We start from the raw sequence: 21525 nt of genomic DNA, 5'->3' as shown, positions 1-21525 counted from the left end.
GAATGTCGGAGACCACCACCCATATCCCAGCAGAGAAGGCGCGCATCGGCGCACCATCGATTCCTGGATTCACCGAAGAGGGCGAAGACCTTTCGCCGATCAACGACAACGACAGCTCGCCGCTGGCCGGTGCCTCCACCAAGGCGCACAGCCACGGCGGCGGAGTTGGAGTTCCCGATTCATCGCGTGCCGGTCGACTGACCAGCACCAATGTAGATGACTTCGCCAAGCTGACCGGTCGTGAAGAGGACTGGCGCTTCACCCCGCTCAAGCGCCTGAAGGGCCTGCACAGCGATGACCTCACCGGCACGGCTCCCAAGATAGAGCTCGCCGGCAACGGAATCGCCAAGCTGTCGGTTGTTCCGGCTGGCGACGCGCTGAACGGTGTTGCGCATACCCCGGATGACCGCGTGTCGGCCAACGCTTGGAAGTTCGCTTCCGAGACCCACGTTGTGACGATCCCGAAGAACGCCGAAGGTGCCAACGCAACCCTGCGCATCACCGGCGAGTCGCTGGCAGCGGCGGCTCAGCACCTCATCGTTGTTGCCGAGGAAAATTCCGAGGCTACTGTTGTGCTGGACCACGTCGGTTCGGCAGTGCTGGCACAGAACGTCGAGTTCGACGTCCAGGCCAACGCCCGCTTGACCGTGATCTCCCTGCAGGCTTGGGAAGATGACGCCGTTCACGCTTCCTCGCAGCAGGCGCTGGTAGCTGCTGGCGCTTCGTTCAAGCACATTGTTGTTTCCTTCGGTGGCGACCTGGTTCGCGTGAACCCGTCGGCTCGCTTCACCGGCGAACGCGCTGAGATCGAGCTCTACGGCTTGTACTTCGCAGATGCCGGCCAGCACCTGGAGCACCGCTTGTTCGTTGACCACGCTGTGGCCAACTGCAAGTCGAACGTGCTGTACAAGGGTGCGCTGCAGGGCAAGGACGCACACACCGTGTGGGTTGGCGATGTGCTGATCCAGAAGGCTGCTGTTGGTACCGACTCCTACGAAGCCAACCGCAACCTGGTTCTGACCGATGGCGCCCGCGCTGATTCGGTTCCGAACCTTGAAATCGAAACCGGTCTGATCGATGGTGCTGGCCACGCATCGACCACCGGCCGCTTCGACGATGAGCACCTCTTCTACCTGATGGCTCGCGGCATCGATGAAAAGACCGCACGCCGCTTGGTAGTTCGCGGATTCCTGAACGAAATCGTTCAGCAGATCGGCGATGAGGCTCTGCAGGAGCGACTGACCGACACCATCGAAGAAGAATTGGCTGCTACCGAGAACTAGGTAGTGCTCGCTTCACCAGCTTTTTAGCCTTAGCGCTTTTTAGAAAGAAACGGAACGACGTATGTCTACTCTGGAAATCAAGGACCTGCACGTCTCGATTGACACCGAGCAGGGCGAGAAGGAAATTCTCAAGGGTGTAACCCTGACCATCAAGACCGGCGAAACCCACGCAATCATGGGCCCTAACGGCTCGGGCAAGTCGACCTTGGCTTCGACCATCGCTGGCCACCCGCGCTACAACGTCACCTCCGGCTCCATCACCCTCGATGGTGAAGATGTCCTGGAGATGAGCGTCGACGAGCGCGCCAAGGCTGGCCTGTTCCTGGCTATGCAGTACCCGGTAGAGGTACCAGGCGTAACCATGACCAACTTCCTGCGTACCGCCAAGACCGCCATCGACGGCGAAGCTCCAAAGCTGCGTACTTGGACCAAGGACGTCAAGGAAGCTATGAGCAAGCTGAAGATCGATGCCGACTTCGCTGGCCGTAACGTCAACGAAGGCTTCTCCGGCGGCGAGAAGAAGCGCGTCGAGATTCTGCAGCTGGAACTGTTCAAGCCCAAGTTCGCAGTGCTGGACGAGACCGACTCCGGCCTGGACGTCGACGCTCTGAAGGTTGTCTCCGAGGGCGTTAACCGCGCACAGGACGAGAACGAAATGGGCACCCTGCTCATCACCCACTACACCCGCATCCTGCGCTACATCAAGCCAGAATTCGTGCACGTGTTCGTGGATGGCCGAGTTGCAGAACAGGGCGGCCCGGAACTGGCTGACCGTCTGGAAGAAGAAGGCTACGACCGTTACCTGAACGTCAAGGCCTAAGGTTACAATCATGAGCGAATCGACCGAACAGAGCACGGGAGCCGCTACGACTCCTCTGGAAGACGTTGAGGAAGCGCTCAAGGACGTCATTGACCCTGAACTGGGTGTCAATATTGTCGACCTGGGTTTGCTGTACGGCCTGAAGTACGCGGATGACGGCGTACTCTTGCTGGACCTCACACTGACAACCGCCGCTTGCCCGCTCACCGATATTATCGAAGAGCAGGTCGGCCAGGCGCTGGAGAGCGTTGTGGACGACCACCGTTTGAACTGGGTCTGGATGCCGCCTTGGGGTCCAGAACGAATCACCGATGACGGTCGCGATCAGATGCGAGCCCTGGGCTTCAACATCTAATTTAGGCTGTTTCAAGCAGAACCGCTTGCTCCCTACGGGGGTGAGCGGTTCTGTTCGTTAACGCCCGAGGGGCCTGCATTCCTTCTGGTATCTCGTGGAAGAGCCGAAAGGGAAAGGGGTACCCGGGGCAGAATCGGGGAGCAGCGCATGTCCGAAGCCGCAAATGGTGCACATGAGAGCGCAACGTGGCCGATCGCAGAAATCGACGAAGCACCCAAGGACGTGAATGACCTCGAGCTGGGAGTCAACATTGTTGGCCTGGGCCTGCTTTACGGACGGTGTTTCGACGGCGATTCAGTCCTGGAAATCGACTTGACGTTGACGACGCCTGCCTGCCCGCTGACCGATCTACTCGAAGCGCAGATTGATGAAGTGCTGAAGAACCTTGTCGACGGCCGGAATCAGATGCAGACCTAGGGGTTCAACATCTAGGCCAATGCCCCAAGGGCTCAATGCGGTACTGACTCGAAAGCAACCGCGCTTCCGGTGCCACCCGCGGCGGCCATGAGCGCGATCGCCCTTTGCCCAGGTATCCGAGCCTGGTTGGCCTGCCAGAACAGCCGAGTCGCAAGAATCGCGCCGCTAGCACCGTAGGGGTGTCCCAACGCCAAGGCCCCGCCACCCTGGTTCACCGTCACCTCGGTGATCCCTAGCTCATCGAGGCATGCCAGGGCCTGGACCGCAAAGGCTTCGTTGAACTCGATCAGTGGAGTGCTGGAAGCAGCAGCGGATGGCAGCAGGCCGATGAGCTTGCGGTACGCCGGTACCGCCGCCATGCCGAGAATGCAGGGATCGCAAGCACCTGAAGCAGAAGCAAGGTAGCGCATTGCGAAGGTTGAGTTCAGTCTCTGGCGCATTTGTTCGCTCACCAAGATTACCGCGGCTGCACCATCGTTAATCGGGCAGGAGTTTCCCGCAGTCACGGTGCCACCGGGTAGGAATGCCGGCTTGAGCGCAGCGAGCTTGCGAAGTGTCAGTCCGGGCCTGGGGCAGGTGTCGGCCGCTACTTGCCCGTTGCTTGTATCCACGGTGACAAGCTCGCGATCAAAGAGTCCAGCCGCTTGAGCGCGCAGCGCACGCTGGTGGCTCTGCAATGCGAAAGAATCTTGCCGCTCTTGTGCAATGCCGTAGGACTGGGCAATATTCTCCGCAGCTTCGCCCATTTCGGGGTCCGGGTCTCGCTTTGGAGTGAATCGGGCACGCGAGTAGAGGCGCGGAGGCTGGATTACGGAGGTTTGCTTTTCAACCCGCCATGGCGCGGTACTCACCGACTCCACGCCACCGGCCACCACGACATGCGCTTCACCGCAACGTATCATCCGCGCAGCGGCGGCAATTGCGTCCAGTCCACTGGCACATTGGGCATCGATGCTGGTCGCGCTGACGGTCTTGGGCAGCACCGACGCCAAAGCAGACACTCGCGCTATATTTCCGCCCGGTCCCGCCGCATTGCCGGCAAATACGTGGTCTACATCCGCAGGGGAGATGCCGCTTCGATCTATTAGCGCGTTGATCACCCGAGCCAGCAGTTGGTCTGCGGTAATGCGGGAATACTCCTTGCCTGCTCTGACGATGGGCGTGCGTGCTGCATTGATAATGAAGGCGTCATTCATCTGAGCCAGTCGCTCCGTTCAATGTTCAGATCCTGGAAGTCCAAAGCCGAGGCATTCAATTTTCCGCTGAAGGTCTCGGGCCACGATCGCAAGTAGATGATTTGGTGCGGGATCTTGTACTGGGGCAAATGCTTCTGCAGGCCTGTGAGAAGAGCGGACGGATTGCGGGGTGGCGAAACCGTGTAGGCCAGCAACCTGGCTGGTGCGCTCGATGCATCGATCCGCACTACGGCATTGGCCAGCCCCTCGGCATTAAGCGCTGCGCCCACTTCGCCCGGGTGGATATTGTTTCCGTTGAGATTCATCATCCCGTCGTTGCGACGGGACAGGACGATGCGATTTGAACCCAGGAGCTTCGCCTGATCACCAATGCCGATTGCTGTGCCGCACCGAGCGATGACAGAGTCCGAGCTAAGGTCGTACCCCTTGGCGTTGAACGGGCTATCGATATAGAGCGAGCCAAAGCCTGAACCCGGCGTTGCCTCATGGGTGTGAGCCTGCACCCCGGGAAACAGCTGACCGTCGAAATAGGGAGTTCGCGGATGGTTGGCCAGTCGCTCGCGATACGCGATGAGGCTGTGCTCGCTGCTCCCGAAATATTCAACGCAGCGCGCCGACGGAGCCATCTGGTGAAGCGCTTGAACGGTCGCCTGGTCCAGGGATTCCCCGCCGCTGATGACCAATCGCAGGCTGGAGAACAGTGCCGGGTCATCCAGGGCCAGCACCTTGCCAAGAATTGTCGGTACGCTGACGATACGGGTGCAGCTGACGCGCGCCAGCAAAGACGCAACGCCCTTTTGATCCCATTTTCCGGAAGCCATGAAGGTGCCGCCAGCATGCAGGGACTCGACCATCGCGTAGAGGCCCAGACCGTGGGAAATGGGACTCGGGCAAAGAGTGGAATCCTCTGGCGAAGCGCCCAAAATCGTGGCGCCGGCACTCAGGGACGCTTCCCACGATGCAGCACTCCGGAGCACAGGCTTGGGACGCGATGAGCTTCCAGAAGTGCAAATGATCAGCAGGACTTCAGCGCAATGAGTCTTGGTCGCGGGCACAATGTATTCACCGGGCTCGGGTGGCTCGGGCGGCAAGGCGAATCTTGGGACGCCGGGCAAAGGCCGCGGAACCGTCGATTCAAGCACAAAATCGCATAGAAGAACTGCTGCCATGGAAGTGGCCAGATTTCCGGGCCAAGCAGGGTCAATCACCACCAATGTCTTGCCACTGCGCGCGATCGCATAAAAAGCGATGGCCATCTCAATCGGATCGCTGGTGTGCACAGCGATCCGATTGCCTGGAACGGATTCTAGCCGCTTGGCCAGAGCACCGCTTCTGCTGGCCAACTGCGCATAAGTCAGCCGGCTTTCAACCGTGAGCAGGGCAAGATGATCCGGTCGTTGATTGGCCCACCTTGCCAGTGCCTGCCACAGTTCCATCGAGCTACTTCATCAACCCGCGGTAGCTACGGTGCACGGTCAGGGCCACCAGGGTGGCGACTACGGCTTTGAGGACGTCCCCGGGCAGGAATCCGAGAGACCCCAGCAAGGATGTGCCCAGAGCAAGCCCGGTAACAGCAGCGGTCCACGGAACGCCAAACAGATAGATGACGACGATTCCGCCAAGGAGAGCCGAGGCCAGTCCGGACATGAATCGGGCGACCTTGTTTTCGTAGCGCAGAACCCAGTATTTGAAGAGGGCTCCAATAACGAGTGACCCGAAAATCCATCCAATGAGATATCCGCCGGTCGGCCCGAACAGGACTCCAAGCCCACCACGCCCACCAGCCAACAAGGGCAGCCCTGCCAAAGACAGGACTACGACAACCAGTGAGGCCAATGAACCTCGCCAAGGTCCCAATAAGGCGCCGGCCAGCATGACACCCAGGGTTTGCAGGGTAATGGGTACCGGGATGATCCCCAATGTAATAGGGGGAAGGAGCCCCATGGCCGCGATCATGGCGGCAAAGACTGCGACGTATACCGTATTGCGAGTTTGCGAAGTTGAGTCGGTGCGAGTTGGCATTGTGTTTCCTTGGAAGTGCGAGCGAGATGGAAGTAGCTGACGCGCTTAGCGTCGGTAAGGTGCTGAATCGTAGCCGCGGGCGTCTAACGCTTCGGCTGTCTCGTCAGCGATTTTTAGTGATCTGATAACTAATGGGACACTCACGGCCAACGGATTGTTGCCCAGACCCCGAGCATGCTGGGCTTCGCGGACTTCGAGGTATACCTTTTTCAATTCCGGAATGAACCGTATTGTCATGGACAATCCCAATGCGATTTGCGCTGGATTAGCTCCAAGGAATCGTAATGGAGAGGCAACCTGTTGGAAGAGCTCGAGCATCGCGTCAAAGCTTGTGGTGAGGCTGACGGCGTAGGCCATCAGGCACATGGTCAGCAGCCGCAGGACCGAGACCACGGCGTTGGCCCAATCGGTTTGCAGGGCGAGAAGAATGAAGACGATGCCGAGAATCATGGCCAATGAGAACAGTGGCATGCGCAGTTGCTTGAGGTCGACCCTAGCCGAAAGCAGCAGTATCGCACTGAGAATGAACAGGGGCAGCAAGACCTGCCACGAGCTAATCAAGTAAAGCCCGATGCTCAGAACCAGCAATGTTCCGAATTTCCATCCCGGCTTAACACGCGCTAGATACGAAGTATTCTTGGCCGCGATCATGCGTGGCTCCATTGGCGGTAATGGGCGATTGCTTCTTCCGGTCGGCCATCGAATGCGATAGCTCCGTCGGTGACCACGAGAACGCGGTCGAAATCTTCAAGTATTTCCAAATCGTGCGTCACCACAATTGCACGTTGCGCCAGCTTGGCTATTTCGCGTTGGAACGCGAGTCGATTGCGCAGATCCAGCATCGTAGTGGGTTCATCGAAAACAATGGTTCGTGGCCGCATGGCAAGGACGGAAGCGAGTGCGACCATTTGCTGCTCGCCGCCGGAAAGAGTGTGGCTTTCGCGATCTGCCAGATGCGAGATGTTGAGCTCTGCCAGTGTCTCATGCACGCGCAATTGGCGCTCTGCTTTGGGAATTTGCAAATTCTTCAGTCCGAACGCAATGTCTTCAGAGACCAGCGGCATGATGATTTGATTTGCTGGATTCTGGAAGACAAAACCAACATCGCGGCGGATCTGCTTTGCATGATTCCGAGTGTTCAGGTCGCCAACGTGCACGGATCCTTCAGTAGGCAAAACGAGGCCATTGATGAGCCGGGAGAGCGTACTCTTCCCAGCACCGTTTGCCCCGATAATGCCGATGCGCTGTTCGTTGAGAGTCAATCGCACATCTTTGAGGACATCGCGCTCTTCAAAGCGGACAGTGACATTCTCAAATCGAATTGGGGGTAGTTCCACGAGTGCTCCAGCGCAAGGTTCGTAGCTTGAACGGCGGGCTCCATGATCGGACAGCCATTCATGCTTGCGTTACAGATGACCGAAGAGCCATCGATTAAGAGCATACTTGATCACCGTTCAATTGTCTTGATCAGTGTTCAATAAATTCTTATGCGACGAAGAATTGTTCGTAGACCAAGCCCAGGGCCAAGAGGATCATTATGGTTCCGGAGCACATGGTTACGATGCGTGCCGCCATGGGCCGGGAGCGAAGCAGCACCCTGGCAGCCAATGCAACGGAGAAGTACACGAGGATCGATACCGCGAAATGAGTAAGCCCAAGAGCGCCGGTTTGCAGGGAGAGCGGAAGATCCAGGGATGAATCCAGGTACTGCGGGATGAGGGCCACATACAGCAGTAGTGCCTTGGGGTTAGTGCCGCTGGTGAGCAGGCCCTTGAGGAATTGGCCGCGTAGCGATCGATGACGGACCTTGTCCAACAGCGCGACGGTGCTATCGGTAGGTTCGGGATTGCTCCGAGGGTAATCGCCATCGAGTGCTTCAATTTCGGAGGTAGATGGAGCATTGGCATCAAAGAACCTGGCGTTCCTGCAGGAACGCAGGGTCGCAATGCCTAGCCACAGCAGATAGACCGATCCGGCTGCCGTGAGCCAGAGGAGAAGTGACGGGGAACTCGCGACCAGGGCCGCAATTCCGCACACCAGCAATGCAGTATGAACCAGGTATCCCGAGAGCAATCCCCATACGGCTGGGCGATAGCTGGTTTTGCCCAGTGCAGAGGAAATGATGTACGCCCAGTCGGCGCCGGGCGTGCACGCCAACGTCACCGATACCAAGAGGAACCCGGTGAACTGCGAGAGATCCATTGCTTCTCCAAATCTAGAAACCTGTGCTCTGATAACAGTAAGGAAAAAATCGTGAAATGTGCTTGCCGATTCTTTGGGGATACCCGGCCCTTCGGCAAGAAAAAATTGCTCTGGCGTTAAATGGCGCAAATTATTTGTGCTGTAGTCTGATTTCATGGATGAACTAGACCGTGCGATCTTGGCCGAGTTGCAGAATGACGGACGGATGAGCGCTACCGCGGTAGCTGCAAAAGTTGGGCTATCGGTGGCTCCCTGCCATCGCCGGATCAAAGATCTTGAGCGCAGGGGAGTCATCAGCGGCTACCAAGCGGTGATTGACCCGGAGAAGGTTGGACTGGGATTCGAGGCCCTGGTTTTCGTCACGTTGAAAGACAGAGCGCAGCTTAAGCATTTTGAATTAGCAGTAGAGAGGGAAGAGCTAATAGTTGATGCGCAGCGCCTTTTCGGCGAGCCAGACTTCCTATTGCGAGTCTTTGCCAAGGATCTGCCGCATTACCAGCGTGTATACGACGAGGTCCTAGTTGATCTACCGGGCGTGGAAAAATTGACGAGCACCATAGTCATGCGAAACATCAAGGAGCGTGCGGTTCTGCCCGTCTAGGACGTCTTGTCGGACGGCTTCCGGTTGCGGGTTACCGCCGGCGTCAAGGACAACGAAATAATCAGAACTACCGCGCAAATCCATAAGGCCTGAGGCAACTTCAAGGTATCGACGACGAAACCAATAAATGGTGGACCGCCAAGCATTGCTCCATATCCAAACGCACTGACGATGCTCACCGCTTTTGGACCCAGGCGTTCTCCGCGGGAAGCAGCGATGCTCATGCCCAAGGGGAAGCCGAGCGAGCTACCGAGGCCCCACAATGCTGCACCGAGGCCTACTAGGGAGGGACTTGTGCCGGTGATGAACAAGCCGACGCCGAGAAGGCCGATAATTCCCATGATCAGGAGTGTATTTTTCGTGCCGAAGCGGTCCACAAGGCGACCGCCGACAAAGCGTCCCAGCGTCATTGCTGCGACGAACAAGGTGAACATGAGCGCGCCAATTTGATGCTTGAAACCGTGCCCGTCAACCGAAGTAACGGCAATCCAATCATTGGCCGCACCCTCGCTGAAACTTAAACCGGCGACCATTATGCCAAGCAGCAGCAAGAGTCCCATTTTGTGCGTTGATTGAATTCGGTTCTGGGGGACATCCTTGTTGATTGGAACCAAATTTTCGTTTTCCCAGCAGGTAATACCTCGATGGGCAACGTAAGCGAGAAGAAGAATGATGACCGCGACAAACGAGAAGTGCCAAAGGCTCGAGATATTCAAGGAAATGGTTGCTGTTGCCACCCCGGCGCCAATTAGGGTTCCCAGGCTGAAGAACCCATGAAGGGAAGGCATGATGCTGCGGCCGACACGACGTTCAACCTGTGCGCCGCTGACGTTCATCATGATGTCCAAACAGCCAAAAGTAAGCCCGTAAAAGAACAGGGCTACGTAGGCAAGAGTGGCTTCCTCGGTTATCGAAATGGCTATGCCCAGTACGACCAAACATGCTGCTAATCCGATGGGCAAACAGCACAACAGGCGGCGTGTTGGAACGAATTTGCTCACCGACGGAATAAGGGAGATTCCGAGCAAAGTTCCGATGGTGCTGCAAATCAAGAACGATCCGAGGTTCAAGCCAGAGAAATCGAAAACAGCGTCGATAATGGAGAGGCGGCCTGCCCAAGTCGCAAAAGATAATCCTGCAAGAAGGAATATTAGATTGATGCTGGTGCGTTCCGTGATTCTCTGTCGCGCGAGGTGGGCGACCAGTTGGGTCATCGGGCACTGTCCCTTTCGATTTCTACAATTCCTAGAGTTTATCTCAAATTAGGGGGATAAGTTACTGTTCAGTCGGGATTCTGAGTGATTATGCGCCGCTGCACGGCTCACGATCATGACATTCACAGATTCGACGGCCGGACCAGGAAGAGAAACGGTGGTGAAGAACGAAAGTTCTCGCTAGTCAGCAGATTTCTTTGCGGAAAATACGGGTATGGTGGCATTGCCCACCGGGAAGTACGCTCGAGATGAAAACTCGTAAATTTCTTGCGTGCAGAGGTGGGATCGTGAAGTTGAGTTCCGAACAATGCGGAGTGATCATCGTGGGTGCTGGATTGGCCGGGCTGGTTGCAGCGTCCGAGGCACTTGATGCAGGACTGAGAGTCCGAATCCTGGATCAGGAAAACAGGGGTAATCTCGGCGGCCAGGCTTACTGGTCTTTTGGGGGACTGTTTCTCGTTGATACTCCTGAACAGCGCCGCTTGGGAGTTCGTGATTCTTTTGACCTTGCCTGGTCGGATTGGCAGCATAGTGCACAATTTGACCGGTTGGACGATGAGGACCTGTGGGCGCAACGTTGGGCCAAAGCCTACGTGGAGTTCGCAGCTACTGAAAAACGGTCCTGGATCAAGCAAAAAGGCATAGATCTGACTCCAGTTGTGGGCTGGGCAGAGCGCGGCGATGGTCGCGCCGAAGGGCATGGGAATTCTGTACCCAGATTTCACATCGCCTGGGGAACTGGCACCGGGGTATCGATGCCATTTGTGAATAGGGTGCTCGACGGACTGCAAACGGGACATGCCGAGTTGCTCAACCGCCACAGGGTTACTGGATTGGTGACCACTGACGGTTCAGTTACCGGCGTTCGCGGTGAGGTCTTGTCGCCTGATGACGCTCCACGCGGGCAACAGTCGTCAAGAAACGTGGTTTCGGAGTTCGAGTTTTCGGCTGAAGCAGTGGTGATTGCAACCGGGGGAATAGGCGGAAATCAGGACCTGGTTCGGAAACTCTGGCCCGACAGGCTCGGCATCGCGCCGGGGCGCATGATTACCGGCGTTCCGAATTATGTTGACGGCAGCGGCATTGAACTCTCGCAGGAGGTGGGGGCGCGTCTTGTTAACCGCGATCGAATGTGGCATTACACAGAGGGAATCCAGAATTGGAACCCAATTTGGCCCGCTCATGGAATTAGAATTTTGCCCGGTCCAAGCCCGATGTGGTTCGATGCCGAAGGGAACCGCCTTCGTCCTCCTTGCCTTCCGGGGCACGACACTTTGGGCACGTTGAAATACCTGCGCACCGATCCCACTGCGCGAAAGTACGACTATTCATGGTTCGTGCTAAATCAGCGAATTATCGAGAAGGAGTTTGCGCTGTCAGGGTCGGAGCAAAATCCAGATCTGACTAATCGGGATAAAGCCGGAGTTATCAAGGACCGGTTCTTTGGCAAGGGTGCTCCGGGGCCGGTCACGGATTTCTTGAACAAAGGTGCGGATTTCGTTTCAGCGACTACCGTCGAGGAGCTCGTGACGAAGATGAATGCAATCGCGCCGGAAGCACATATTGATCCGATGCGGCTTCACCAGCAACTAATGGTTCGTGATTCGCAAACTGAAAATCCATTTAGCAAAGATCGCCAAATTCAATCTATCCGCAATGCCCGAAAGTACATCGGAGACCGTTTGACCCGAGCAGTTGCTCCGCACAGGATACTCGATCCTGCGGCGGGGCCATTGATAGCTGTGAAGCTGCACATTCTGACGCGAAAGTCATTAGGCGGACTGCAGACAGACCTATCTGGGCGAGTCCTCAAATACGACGGAACAGTTCTTGACGGGCTTTATGCGGCCGGTGAAGCTTCTGGATTCGGGGGCGGCGGGATGCATGGGTACAACGCGCTGGAAGGAACTTTCTTGGGCGGGTGCTTATTTAGTGGCCGGCAAATAGGACGAGGGCTGGCTGACAGGCTCGGCCGGAAAGGGCCTCAAGCTAGAAATGAGGCCTAACACTGGTCAAATTCCTAGATCTGGATAGATGCGAAAACCGCCGTTCACTTGTATTACCAAGTGAACGGCGGTTTATTTCGTACCCCCGGCCGGATTCGAACCGGCGACCTAGAGATTAGAAGGCTCTTGCTCTATCCAGCTGAGCTACGGAGGCATAACCGAAAATAGTTTAGCTCATTGATCACCAAAAATACGACTTGAGGCCGATAGGCTGGAGAAACGAATGTAGATCATCATCTGATTAGGAGTAGTTAAGTTGCCGAAATTGAGAATCGGTAGCGTGTTGAGCATCGTGTGCTTCTGTGTGCTAAGCGTGGTTTTAGCTTGGGCCGTAGCGTTGCCGCTTTGGATGGGAGAAGGCATAAATGATGCCAAGCTTCCAGGAATCGCCATGGCAATGATGTTTACCCCGACCATCGCTGCTCTAGTGATTGCCATTGTCGAACGCCGGCTAACGAGCTTCACCTCCGAGGTTGGGCTCTGGCCAATCAAGCGTCCGGGGAAGTTTGCCATCGCACTGGTGCTGTCCTATGTGATTCCGCTCGGGCTCATACTTCAAGCGCCCTTCATCGGAACATGGCTAGGGGTCTTCCCTGGTGATCTGCAGAATTTCACCGTACTGCGCGTTGTCTCCGGCCAGGAAGGCCCGACAATCTACCTTCTCGGACAGGCGGGGTTGATAGTTGTCGCTGGCCTCATGAATTCCTTGTTTGCTTTAGGAGAGGAGATTGGTTGGCGGGGATGGCTTTGGATTCGCCTGCAGCCTTATGGGCAACTTGTATCAATTCTTGTATCCGGCGTCGTCTGGGGGATCTGGCATGCACCATTGGTGCTTCTGGGCTACAACTATCCGATGGCTACGGGCGCGTGGGGAGTCATGGCTATGTGCGGCATGTGTACCGTATTTGGCGCCTTCCTTGGCTGGTTGCGTACCTACAGTGATTCCGTATGGCCAGCGGCTTTGGCGCATGGAGCCTTCAACGCCAGCGTGGGATTGGTTTCACTGTTTATGGTGATGGGAGTTCCTTTGGACGCAACAAAAGCATCAATCATGGGTTGGTCCGGCTGGATCTTGCCAGGAATCGTCATAGCCGCCATGCTATTGAAAGGCGCATTCAAACCTCAATGGGCTAAAGATTTATCCACAGGCCGTTGACTTTGCGTCCGACCGGATCTTGCGGTGCGCCATCATCGGATTCAATGGCAGAAAAGGCTTCTGCCATTTGTATCCAATAGGAGGCAGTCCAATGAGCGATCTTGTGACAATCCGCGGAATTGTCGGAACGGAACCTCAACTCAGCATTACGCCCAAGGGCGTTTCTATCTTGAAATTCCGAGTAGCGACGCATGAGCGAAAACGCGATCTTGAAACAGGGCAGTGGGTCGACGGGCCGACCAATTGGTATGCGGTTTCGGCGTTCCGTGCCCTGGGAGAGAATTCCATGGAATCCCTGGGGCAAGGCGACCATGTAATGATTTTCGGAAAGTTGCAGATCCGAGAATTCGAACGAGCAGATGGCTCGCGAGGGAATAGCGCAGATATCGAGGCTTATTCAATTGGTCACGATCTGCGTTTTGGAACGAGTTCCTTCAACCGTGTACGGACAGATACCGGCGAAATGGAGCGTGTGCAGCACCCGTCACGTTCGTCCGACACTGAAGCGAGCTGGCAAAGCGAGGATGGGGAAGCGGCCTGAAGACGCGTGTTCTGGTGGTGTTTGAGGGTTTCGTGTGAATCCGGGCACCACCAACCCAAAATAGTGGTGTGTGGATTCGGAAATGACCCCCGCAACAGACTAGCCTTAAGAACATGGCGGAATTCATTTACACGATGACCAAGGCTCGCAAGGCCGTTGGCGACAAAGTCATCCTTGACAATGTCAGCATGTCGTTCTTCCCCGGTGCCAAAATTGGCGTCGTGGGACCCAACGGTGCTGGTAAGTCAACGATCCTAAAGATCATGGCGGGGATCGATACTCCCTCCAACGGTGAAGCGCGTCTTTCACCGGGCTACTCGGTAGGCATCCTGCTGCAGGAACCCCCACTGAATGAAGAAAAGACCGTCCTGGGCAACGTCCAGGAAGGTGTTGGCGAGATCTATGAAAAGATCACTCGCTTCAACGAAATCTCGGAAGAGATGGCACAGGACGGTGCCGACTTCGACACGCTCCTGGAAGAAATGGGCAAGCTGCAGGAAGCGATTGACGCTGCCGACGCTTGGGACATTGACAATCAGCTCGAACAGGCAATGGACGCGCTGCGCTGCCCACCAGGCGACGAGAAAGTTACCCACCTCTCCGGTGGTGAACGTCGACGTGTAGCACTGTGCAAGCTTCTCCTGCAGAAGCCGGACTTGCTGCTGCTCGATGAGCCTACTAACCACTTGGACGCAGAGTCCGTACTGTGGCTGGAACAGCACCTGGCATCTTACCCGGGCGCCGTGCTGGCCGTAACCCACGACCGCTACTTCCTGGACCATGTCGCCGAATGGATCTGTGAAGTTGACCGCGGTCGCCTGCACCCATACGAGGGCAACTACTCCACTTACCTGGAGAAGAAGCGCGAGCGCATGGAAGTTCAGGGCAAGAAAGACCAGAAGCTTGCTAAGCGTCTGGCAGAAGAACTCGAGTGGGTTCGTTCGAACGCCAAGGGCCGTCAGACTAAGTCGAAGGCTCGTCTGGCGCGCTACGAGGAAATGGCTGCGGAAGCCGAGCGCACCCGCAAGCTGGACTTCGAAGAAATCCAGATTCCGCCAGGCCCGCGCCTGGGCCAGCTGGTAATCGAAGCCGAAAACTTGAAGAAGGGATTCGGCGATCGTGTATTGATCGATGGTCTGTCCTTCTCGCTACCGCGCAACGGCATCGTGGGTGTCATTGGTCCCAACGGCGTCGGCAAGTCGACCCTGTTCAAGACCATCGTTGGCATGGAAGAGCTTGACGGTGGCACCCTGAAGGTCGGCGACACGGTCAAGATTTCCTATGTCGACCAGAATCGCGAAAATATCGACCCAGAGAAGTCGTTGTGGGAGGTCGTTTCTGACGGCCTCGATTACATCAACGTCGGTCAAGTTGAGATGCCATCGCGTGCCTACGTTTCGGCGTTCGGGTTCAAGGGCCCAGACCAGCAGAAGAAGGCAGGTGTTCTCTCCGGTGGTGAGCGCAACCGTCTGAACCTGGCACTGACCCTCAAGCAGGGTGGCAACCTGTTGCTGCTCGATGAGCCTACTAACGACTTGGACGTTGAAACCCTGTCGTCGTTGGAAAACGCGCTGCTTGAGTTCCCGGGTTGCGCTGTAGTGGTCTCCCACGACCGTTGGTTCCTGGACCGAGTCGCGACCCACATCTTGTCGTACGAGGGCACTGAGGAGAACCCATCGAACTGGTACTGGTTCGAAGGCAACTTCGACTCTTACGAGAGCAACAAGGTTGAACGATTGGGTGCCGACGCGGCTAAGCCGCACCGTGTTACCCACCGTCGCCTGACCCGCGACTAATCCACGGGCATGAAAATAGCCGCCACATTTGTGGCGGCTATTTTTATGCCGCAGGAGGCATCGTTCAATTAGCTCGTCGTCGAATCGGCACGCAATCCGGACAATTTCAGATACTCGCGATCCTGGTAAAGCAGGTGTTGCTGTTGCGCATGCCCGAAGAGTACCGCATGGACTTCAGCAGCAATCAGGCGGGAGCCTCCAACGCTGATGGAGGAGTGGATACTGGCGCGGAAAGCAACGGGAGCCTCGATGAAATGTGGCTCGCCGGTGGGCAAGACCCGGAAATGTTGATCGCTGGTAAATCGTGGGGCACCCGGGCGCGCGAAATTATTTGCCAGCTCGTGCTGGTCTTCGCCGAGCATATGGATCACGAAACTCGGTGCTGCTAGCACAGCGCCGGCAGCGCCGGATTCTTTGGCCAGCGAGAACGAAACGGCAACGGGATCAATGGAAAGTGAAGCGAGGGAAGAGATAGTTAAACCGTAGAATGCCCCGTCGACCGCTGCAGTAATCACTGCTACTCCAGCAGGATGGTGACGGAAGGCTGTACGGAATCCATCTGATAATTCGCTCACTGAGCCGCTCCTTTGCCTGGAGTTGGAATAAAACTCCAGTAACTGATGCAAAAGCCCGAGCTTTTGCCAACAACTTTGAATACTTCCACCCTAAGACCTCAAGTAAACTTGAGGTCAAGGAAAGGGGTGGTGATGCTTCACACAGCGGAATCTGGGGATTGCGAAAAAAATTTTCCCGGGCGTGAGCTGCTAAGCATCGGGCAGGTTAGCGAACGCACTGGTGTGGCCAGATCTGCACTGCATTATTACGAAGATATTGGGCTGATCGTTTCCATGCGGACAGCGGGGAATCAGCGACGCTATCCTCGCCACTTGCTGCGTCGTATCTCGTTGATCAGTGTCGGCAGTAAGTTGGGCATCCCACTCAGCGACATCAAGCGTGCTTTGGCACCAGTGCCGATGGGAAAAATCCCCGAGGAAAGAGACTGGCTTCGCGCGACAGAGGAATGGAAGAAAGTACTCGAAGCGAGGCGGCGTGCCATCGAGGAATTAGAAGATCGGCTTATGGGATGCATTGGATGCGGCTGCCTGTCGATGCAGGCCTGCAGCCTCCTGAATCCGGAAGACCAATTGGCGCGTGAAGGTGTGGGCGCGCGGCGATTGGAAGCACCCGCAGATGCCGGGGAGCAGTCCATGTAGCCGGAGGGGCAGAACATTACCTGTTTTGAAATTCCGATATCCTCTGGCGCCTTCGATTGGCGCCGCCTGGAACTCCCGTACTGAACTCGGCACTTACTAGAATGTAATCATGAAAATTGCTCAAATATATCGCTTTCCTGTTAAAGGGCTACCAGGCGAAGCAGTCAGTTCGGTCGCAGCCAAAAAGGGAAGCGGGCTAGAGGGCGATCGCTGTGTCGCCTTCGGAAACGGCACAATTGAGCACCAAGACGGGCAGTGGCAGAGCTGCCTAAGCTTCACTATTCTCAAGAACAACAAGAGCCTGCAAAAGTGGCAAGTTGAATCCAGTTTTCCACTTATCACCATGACCGCGCCAGCATCTACAGGTGCGGCACCATTGACCTTTGATGCCAGTAGCCATCATGGCAGGGATGCCGCCAGCGCCTATCTGTCGAATCACTTGCCGGCGCAGGGGCCAAAACCGCGAAGATTGGTGTCTGCACCGCAAGGAATGTTCGATTCGCGACTGTCGGGCATTTCGATTATTAACCCCAATACGGTTGCGGAGCTGTCGCGAGTATCCGGGGTGCACTTGGATCCCCGGCGGTATCGAGGCAACCTTGTGGTGGAAGGCCTGCCCGCATACTCGGAATATGGGCTTATTGGCAAAGTGCTGCGCATAGGCGAAACCCGTATTGCCATTACCAAATCAATCGCCCGTTGCTCAGCAACCTCGGTAAATCCGGATACTACCGAAGTCGATACCAACGGACCCCGTTTGCTGGCAACGCACTTTGGCCACGTTCACTGTGGCATTTATGGAACCGTTCTGGAATCCGGGGTCTTGGAGACTGGCGCCTCAATTGAAATAGAAAACGAAGCAACAGAAGCCGAAGAACTGGTTCCAGTGAAGATCTCTCCACGGTTCATGACCATACTTCGAAACGAGGACTTGGGCTCAGGAGTAGTCGAACTGCTGCTTCACGATCCTTACGGATGGATTAAGTCTGAGTATGAACCGGGCATGCATCTAAGGGTTCACTTGCCAGATCCGCTGTGGAGAAATTACACCATCACCTCGGTGAGCGACCGGGGCATTAGTATCGCCGTTCGCATCCAAGGTGAAGCTTCAGCGAAAATAGCACAGCTGCAGGAGGACGAGCAACTTCTTGTCTCAGGGCCGTACGGTGTGCTGACCTCGGCTAATGTACTAGGCTCCAGCACTGCCATCGTCAGCGCTGGAATTGGCATCACTCCTGCTTTGGGGCTGCTCGGGGATGCTGCAGCGGTGAATGGCAGCCAAGATCTGAGGTTCATCCATGTCGAACGTGGCGGAGCCAGTGCCTTGTACTGCCGGCTGGAACAGATGGCTGCCGGGCTGAAGGCGCCAATCAGCTTGGATCGCATCGACACCTCCGAGGGGCGGCCAGCGGCTGCTGCGATCGCAGCACGACTACGCGGTTGCAGCAGGGTGGTGGTGTGCGGGCCTGAAGAGTTCACCAAGATGGTATTCGAGGCGTGCGAGCAAGCGGGAATTTCTGCTTCGCAGATTTACAGCGAAACCTTCGCATCACCAGCGACCGATCTGGAACGCCTTTTTGAGAACTATCCGCCCGCAGAAGTCTCTTGTCGTGGGAGCGAAAAGAATTTCACCTGGAGTGCGGAGAATGGAGTGTTGCTTGATGCGCTGGAAGAGCAAGGGCTTGAACCGGCTAGTCTTTGCCGCTCGGGTTCTTGCGGCGAATGCGCCGTTAGCCTGCTCAGGGGCAGGATTTCCTACCCGTTGGAGCCGAGCGCCCGCGTAGCGCCGGGCCAGATCCTCGCCTGTATGGCCGTACCAGCAGGCGATATTGAACTGGACGCATGAACCACGCGGGCGGTGCGCTATCGATTGAGGGCTAGTGCCCCTCTGCGAACTCAGGCAGGCGGATCATGCCTTCCTGGGCGACGGTCGCGACGAGCTCGCCTGCCTTGTTGTAGAACTTTCCCGCACCAAGTCCGCGGGCCGACGAGGCCGATGGCGAATGAAGTACGTAGAGCAGCCATTCATCGACTCGGAAATCCCGGTGCCACCACATTGCGTGATCGAGGCTGGCGATGCTCAAGCCGCGATGTACCCATGGCACTCCATGGGCTCGCAGGGCAGGCTCAAGTAGCATGTAGTCGCTCGCGTAAGCCAAGGCAGCTCGGTGCAGGGCGGGCTCATTGGGCATTGCCGAGGTGGTGCGCAGCCAAACCGCACTATCGGCAAGCTTGGCCGAATTTCCTGGAAGGTAGATCGGTTCCGAAACATGCCGGACGTCGAAAGGCCGTTCGAAAGCCCATTCCTTTGCCACTGGATGGTCCAGGTGCCCCACGAGATCTGCGGTAGTCGGAAGCGACTCGGGATCCGGGATTCCGGCAGGCATTGGATCATGGTGTTCGAGGCCGTTTGCCGGTTCCTGGAATGAGGTGATCATTGACAGGATCGGTTCGCCATTTTGGTAGGCGTGCACTCGACGTGCGGAAAATGAGCGGCCATCGCGCAGGCGCTGTACGCCGAAAGTGATGTTCTGGTTCGGGTCTCCCGGACGCAGGAAGTAACCGTGCAGGGAATGGATCGCACGGGTCGCTTCAACTGTACGCGTGGCGGCCATGATCGATTGGGCCAGAACCTGCCCGCCAAAGACGCGAGGTCGAGTCTGCCCAGGGGTATGGCCGATGAAGATATCCTCATCCGTGCGCGCCTGGTCTTCTCCATCCAGATTCAACAGATCCAGCAGGATCTGGGTGGTGCCTAGGTCTTCGGTCACTGTGCGGGCTCCTTGGAATGCGATAGCGGAACAAAACCAAATTTAATGCTACTCGAAAGTAATATTTTCAGTTGAGATTCGGGCTCATAGGAAAACTATACGTTTCACGGAGCAGCATCACGCCATGAGCAAAGTCGCCACGCGTAGTTGCCGCTCCGTGAGACGATAAATATATGGCTAGTGATGCGGTGATTTTCGACGACAGTAATTCAGTAAGCGACTTAGCGAACTTTATTAGCCGGGCGAAAACAATTGAAGATGATGCGGCCCAATTCGTCGCTCGAAATACGGCCTTGGCTGTCTATGTACCTGTTTTGGTCCCTTCCGACCTCGGTCAAGGCGGCTATACCATCCTCGGAATGCGAGTTCATCGCTTGGCGCAGCCTGCAGATCTCAAGGCCAGCTATTCCTTGGCATCGATCCAGGATCGCCTTGCTCGCATGGGGGAGTCAACCGTCGACTTCGCGCTCCCACCGGTTGAAGAGAACCCTAAATGGGCTGGGATCTCCGTGCCGGTCTCAGGCTGGGAAGATGCAGGAGCCGTAGCGAACGACATGCTAACTTCCTCAGCTCAAAACGGCATCGACGCCGTCGCCCAAGCATTGCCGGAAAACCCGGGATTGCCTGTGCTTGTGCAGATACGGCAGCGAATTTGGGCTGCGGATGTGCAAGGAGAAGATTTGAAGATTCCTATGGGCTCCGCATTTGCCATGCATGCCTTGGGTTTCCTGGCGCCTGGCGGGCAAAGCCGAGTACTCCGCAATGGCAGTTGGACTCGACTGAGTAACGAGCGAGGGCATGTCCTTGTCCGCAAAGCCTCTTTGCTCGGCTAAGCAGTAATAAGGATATGGACTAGAACTCGCCCGTGGCGGTTCTAGTCCATAAATTCTTAGAGCAGATTCCGGTGTTCATCCGGAGTGTTCAGCAACGAGTGAGCCGCACGCTCGAAGTAGTCCCGAAGGGTTTCGGCCTGCAGCATTGGCAGCTCTAGCTGGTCGATAGCCTTGTTCATATGGCCCAGCCAGACATCACGGTAGTGGCCGTTCACCGGGTAATTTGCATGACGCATGCGGAGCCGAGGGTGGCCACGATGCTCGGAGAACGTTGTCGGACCACCCCAGTATTGTTCCAGGAACAGCTGGAGGCGAACTTGGGCAGCCCGAAGCTCCTTCTCTGGATACATCCGACGGAAATCCTCGTCTTCGGCAACGGAACTGTAGAAATTCTTGGTCAGCTGAGCGAAAATCTCGCGACCGCCAACCTCTGCGTAGAAGGTACCGGGATAGTTGGCAACGTCGATCGGCGTTTCGGCGGCATCCAAGAATTCTTGGCTGGATCGGCCTAGAACCAGGGGATTGCTGAAGGGATCCTTTTTCGGGTCATGTGCAAGTGGCAGGTTTTCAGTCATTCGTAAAAATCCTCAGGAGGAGCTAGGGGATACCGGCTCGTGGAGAACCGGGAAGTTGACGGACCGGGCGATGAAGCAAACCTTGTTCGCCTGGGAGTGGAGCGAATCGGCAAGTTCTCGTTGGGATTCATCGGCAAGGTAAACGACGGGCCGCAAGATGGCTTGGGTGAATTCACCGCTGTTATCCCGATTGAGACGCAGTGTTCCAGAAGCATCGTCCGTATAACCCGTGATATTCACGCCGTGGGTAACTGCTACATGCAGATACGAGAGCATGTGGCATTGGCTCAGGGCAGCAAGCAGGAGTTGTTCTGGATTCCAGCGATCGCGATCCCCATGGAATGTTGGATCCGCGGTGCCCGGCAAATCTGGCAAGCCCGATGCGCGCAATACATGGTCCCGGCCGTAGCTGCGGTAGCTTTCCGTTCCGGTTCCACGATTGCCTGTCCATTCGAGCCCTACCCGATATTCATGTTGCGAGAGGTCCATAGGTCTATTCTCCCACTTTTAACCGAAAGGTGGC

General features: G+C 56.4%; 23 protein-coding genes and 1 tRNA gene. 12 read left to right on the top strand and 12 right to left on the bottom strand.

Annotation, left to right across the window (positions count from 1 at the left end):
- The first annotated feature begins 2 nt into the window (after window positions 1-2).
- From sufD to ACFVHU_RS02495, 4 genes are all read left to right on the top strand, one after another.
- On the top strand, window positions 3-1283 hold the full coding sequence (gene sufD / locus ACFVHU_RS02510) for a Fe-S cluster assembly protein SufD (protein ID WP_388022252.1): 1281 nt from the start codon (window positions 3-5) through the stop codon (window positions 1281-1283).
- 61 nt (window positions 1284-1344) lie between these two features.
- Window positions 1345-2103, top strand: a complete 759-nt coding sequence (gene sufC, locus ACFVHU_RS02505) for a Fe-S cluster assembly ATPase SufC (protein ID WP_105656644.1) — start codon at window positions 1345-1347, stop codon at window positions 2101-2103.
- A 10-nt stretch (window positions 2104-2113) separates the two neighbouring features.
- On the top strand, window positions 2114-2458 hold the full coding sequence (locus ACFVHU_RS02500; protein ID WP_133834193.1) for a metal-sulfur cluster assembly factor: 345 nt from the start codon (window positions 2114-2116) through the stop codon (window positions 2456-2458).
- Between the two features lie 147 nt (window positions 2459-2605).
- Window positions 2606-2875 carry a metal-sulfur cluster assembly factor gene (locus ACFVHU_RS02495; protein ID WP_388022248.1) on the top strand — a complete coding sequence of 90 codons (270 nt, stop codon included), beginning with the start codon at window positions 2606-2608 and terminating at the stop codon, window positions 2873-2875.
- A 32-nt stretch (window positions 2876-2907) separates the two neighbouring features.
- On the opposite strand, the gene ACFVHU_RS02490 is transcribed toward ACFVHU_RS02495, so the two are convergent.
- From ACFVHU_RS02490 to ACFVHU_RS02465, 6 genes are all read right to left on the bottom strand, one after another.
- On the bottom strand, window positions 2908-4071 hold the full coding sequence (locus tag ACFVHU_RS02490) for a thiolase family protein (RefSeq protein WP_388022245.1): 1164 nt from the start codon (window positions 4069-4071) through the stop codon (window positions 2908-2910).
- Window positions 4068-5507, bottom strand: a complete 1440-nt coding sequence (locus ACFVHU_RS02485) for a class I adenylate-forming enzyme family protein (RefSeq protein ID WP_388022243.1) — start codon at window positions 5505-5507, stop codon at window positions 4068-4070. The genes ACFVHU_RS02490 and ACFVHU_RS02485 overlap by 4 nt, the downstream gene beginning before the upstream one ends.
- Before the next feature lie 4 nt (window positions 5508-5511).
- On the bottom strand, window positions 5512-6093 hold the full coding sequence (locus ACFVHU_RS02480; RefSeq protein WP_105656639.1) for a biotin transporter BioY: 582 nt from the start codon (window positions 6091-6093) through the stop codon (window positions 5512-5514).
- Between the two features lie 45 nt (window positions 6094-6138).
- On the bottom strand, window positions 6139-6744 hold the full coding sequence (locus ACFVHU_RS02475; RefSeq protein WP_166650789.1) for an energy-coupling factor transporter transmembrane protein EcfT: 606 nt from the start codon (window positions 6742-6744) through the stop codon (window positions 6139-6141).
- A complete protein-coding gene (locus ACFVHU_RS02470; protein WP_105656637.1) occupies window positions 6741-7430 on the bottom strand; it encodes an energy-coupling factor ABC transporter ATP-binding protein in 690 nt (229 codons plus the stop codon). Before ACFVHU_RS02470 ends, ACFVHU_RS02475 begins: the two co-directional genes overlap by 4 nt.
- 148 nt (window positions 7431-7578) lie before the next feature.
- A complete protein-coding gene (locus tag ACFVHU_RS02465; RefSeq protein WP_105661450.1) occupies window positions 7579-8295 on the bottom strand; it encodes a LysE family translocator in 717 nt (238 codons plus the stop codon).
- A gap of 154 nt (window positions 8296-8449) precedes the next feature.
- Here ACFVHU_RS02465 and ACFVHU_RS02460 point away from each other — a divergent pair, with 154 nt between their 5' ends.
- Window positions 8450-8896, top strand: coding sequence for an Lrp/AsnC family transcriptional regulator (locus ACFVHU_RS02460; RefSeq protein WP_105659214.1), 447 nt, complete (start codon window positions 8450-8452; stop codon window positions 8894-8896).
- On the opposite strand, the gene ACFVHU_RS02455 is transcribed toward ACFVHU_RS02460, so the two are convergent.
- Window positions 8893-10110 (bottom strand): MFS transporter, encoded by a 1218-nt coding sequence (locus ACFVHU_RS02455; RefSeq protein ID WP_105659215.1) that lies wholly within the window; start codon window positions 10108-10110, stop codon window positions 8893-8895. The two genes, ACFVHU_RS02460 and ACFVHU_RS02455, sit on opposite strands and share 4 nt — an antisense overlap.
- Before the next feature lie 293 nt (window positions 10111-10403).
- Here ACFVHU_RS02455 and ACFVHU_RS02450 point away from each other — a divergent pair, with 293 nt between their 5' ends.
- Window positions 10404-12116 carry an FAD-binding dehydrogenase gene (locus ACFVHU_RS02450; RefSeq protein ID WP_286134578.1) on the top strand — a complete coding sequence of 571 codons (1713 nt, stop codon included), beginning with the start codon at window positions 10404-10406 and terminating at the stop codon, window positions 12114-12116.
- An 80-nt stretch (window positions 12117-12196) separates the two neighbouring features.
- On the opposite strand, the gene ACFVHU_RS02445 is transcribed toward ACFVHU_RS02450, so the two are convergent.
- Window positions 12197-12270, bottom strand: a tRNA-Arg gene (locus tag ACFVHU_RS02445).
- 126 nt (window positions 12271-12396) lie between these two features.
- On the opposite strand from ACFVHU_RS02445, the gene ACFVHU_RS02440 reads away from it, so the two are divergent.
- The 3 genes from ACFVHU_RS02440 (at window position 12397) to ettA (ending at window position 15609) form a co-directional block, all read left to right on the top strand.
- Window positions 12397-13272: a CPBP family intramembrane glutamic endopeptidase gene (locus ACFVHU_RS02440; RefSeq protein ID WP_133834188.1), complete on the top strand. Its 876-nt coding sequence runs from the start codon at window positions 12397-12399 to the stop codon at window positions 13270-13272.
- Window positions 13273-13363: 91 nt separating this feature from the next.
- Window positions 13364-13813, top strand: a complete 450-nt coding sequence (locus tag ACFVHU_RS02435) for a single-stranded DNA-binding protein (protein ID WP_105659229.1) — start codon at window positions 13364-13366, stop codon at window positions 13811-13813.
- Between the two features lie 113 nt (window positions 13814-13926).
- Window positions 13927-15609, top strand: coding sequence for an energy-dependent translational throttle protein EttA (gene ettA, locus ACFVHU_RS02430; protein ID WP_105661447.1), 1683 nt, complete (start codon window positions 13927-13929; stop codon window positions 15607-15609).
- A gap of 68 nt (window positions 15610-15677) precedes the next feature.
- Here the strand turns inward: ettA and ACFVHU_RS02425 are convergent, their stop codons facing one another.
- On the bottom strand, window positions 15678-16184 hold the full coding sequence (locus tag ACFVHU_RS02425; RefSeq protein WP_166650788.1) for a flavin reductase family protein: 507 nt from the start codon (window positions 16182-16184) through the stop codon (window positions 15678-15680).
- A gap of 132 nt (window positions 16185-16316) precedes the next feature.
- Between ACFVHU_RS02425 and soxR the strand changes: the two genes are divergently transcribed.
- Window positions 16317-16823, top strand: a complete 507-nt coding sequence (gene soxR / locus ACFVHU_RS02420) for a redox-sensitive transcriptional activator SoxR (RefSeq protein ID WP_105659195.1) — start codon at window positions 16317-16319, stop codon at window positions 16821-16823.
- 109 nt (window positions 16824-16932) lie between these two features.
- On the top strand, window positions 16933-18669 hold the full coding sequence (locus ACFVHU_RS02415) for an MOSC domain-containing protein (RefSeq protein WP_105659196.1): 1737 nt from the start codon (window positions 16933-16935) through the stop codon (window positions 18667-18669).
- Window positions 18670-18700: 31 nt separating this feature from the next.
- On the opposite strand, the gene ACFVHU_RS02410 is transcribed toward ACFVHU_RS02415, so the two are convergent.
- Window positions 18701-19594, bottom strand: a complete 894-nt coding sequence (locus ACFVHU_RS02410) for an acyl-CoA thioesterase II (RefSeq protein WP_105659197.1) — start codon at window positions 19592-19594, stop codon at window positions 18701-18703.
- A gap of 173 nt (window positions 19595-19767) precedes the next feature.
- Here ACFVHU_RS02410 and ACFVHU_RS02405 point away from each other — a divergent pair, with 173 nt between their 5' ends.
- On the top strand, window positions 19768-20427 hold the full coding sequence (locus ACFVHU_RS02405; RefSeq protein WP_332498343.1) for a hypothetical protein: 660 nt from the start codon (window positions 19768-19770) through the stop codon (window positions 20425-20427).
- 56 nt (window positions 20428-20483) lie between these two features.
- Here the strand turns inward: ACFVHU_RS02405 and ACFVHU_RS02400 are convergent, their stop codons facing one another.
- Window positions 20484-21002, bottom strand: coding sequence for a globin (locus tag ACFVHU_RS02400; RefSeq protein ID WP_105659199.1), 519 nt, complete (start codon window positions 21000-21002; stop codon window positions 20484-20486).
- Window positions 21003-21014: 12 nt separating this feature from the next.
- Window positions 21015-21491 carry an OsmC family protein gene (locus ACFVHU_RS02395; RefSeq protein ID WP_332486839.1) on the bottom strand — a complete coding sequence of 159 codons (477 nt, stop codon included), beginning with the start codon at window positions 21489-21491 and terminating at the stop codon, window positions 21015-21017.
- Between the last annotated feature and the right edge of the window lie 34 nt (window positions 21492-21525).

The sequence above is a fragment of the Glutamicibacter sp. NPDC127525 genome, assembly GCF_042672105.1.
GTDB lineage: Bacteria > Actinomycetota > Actinomycetes > Actinomycetales > Micrococcaceae > Glutamicibacter.
Note: the sequence above shows the minus strand (reverse complement) of the source record. Positions and strands in the feature narration are given on the sequence as shown.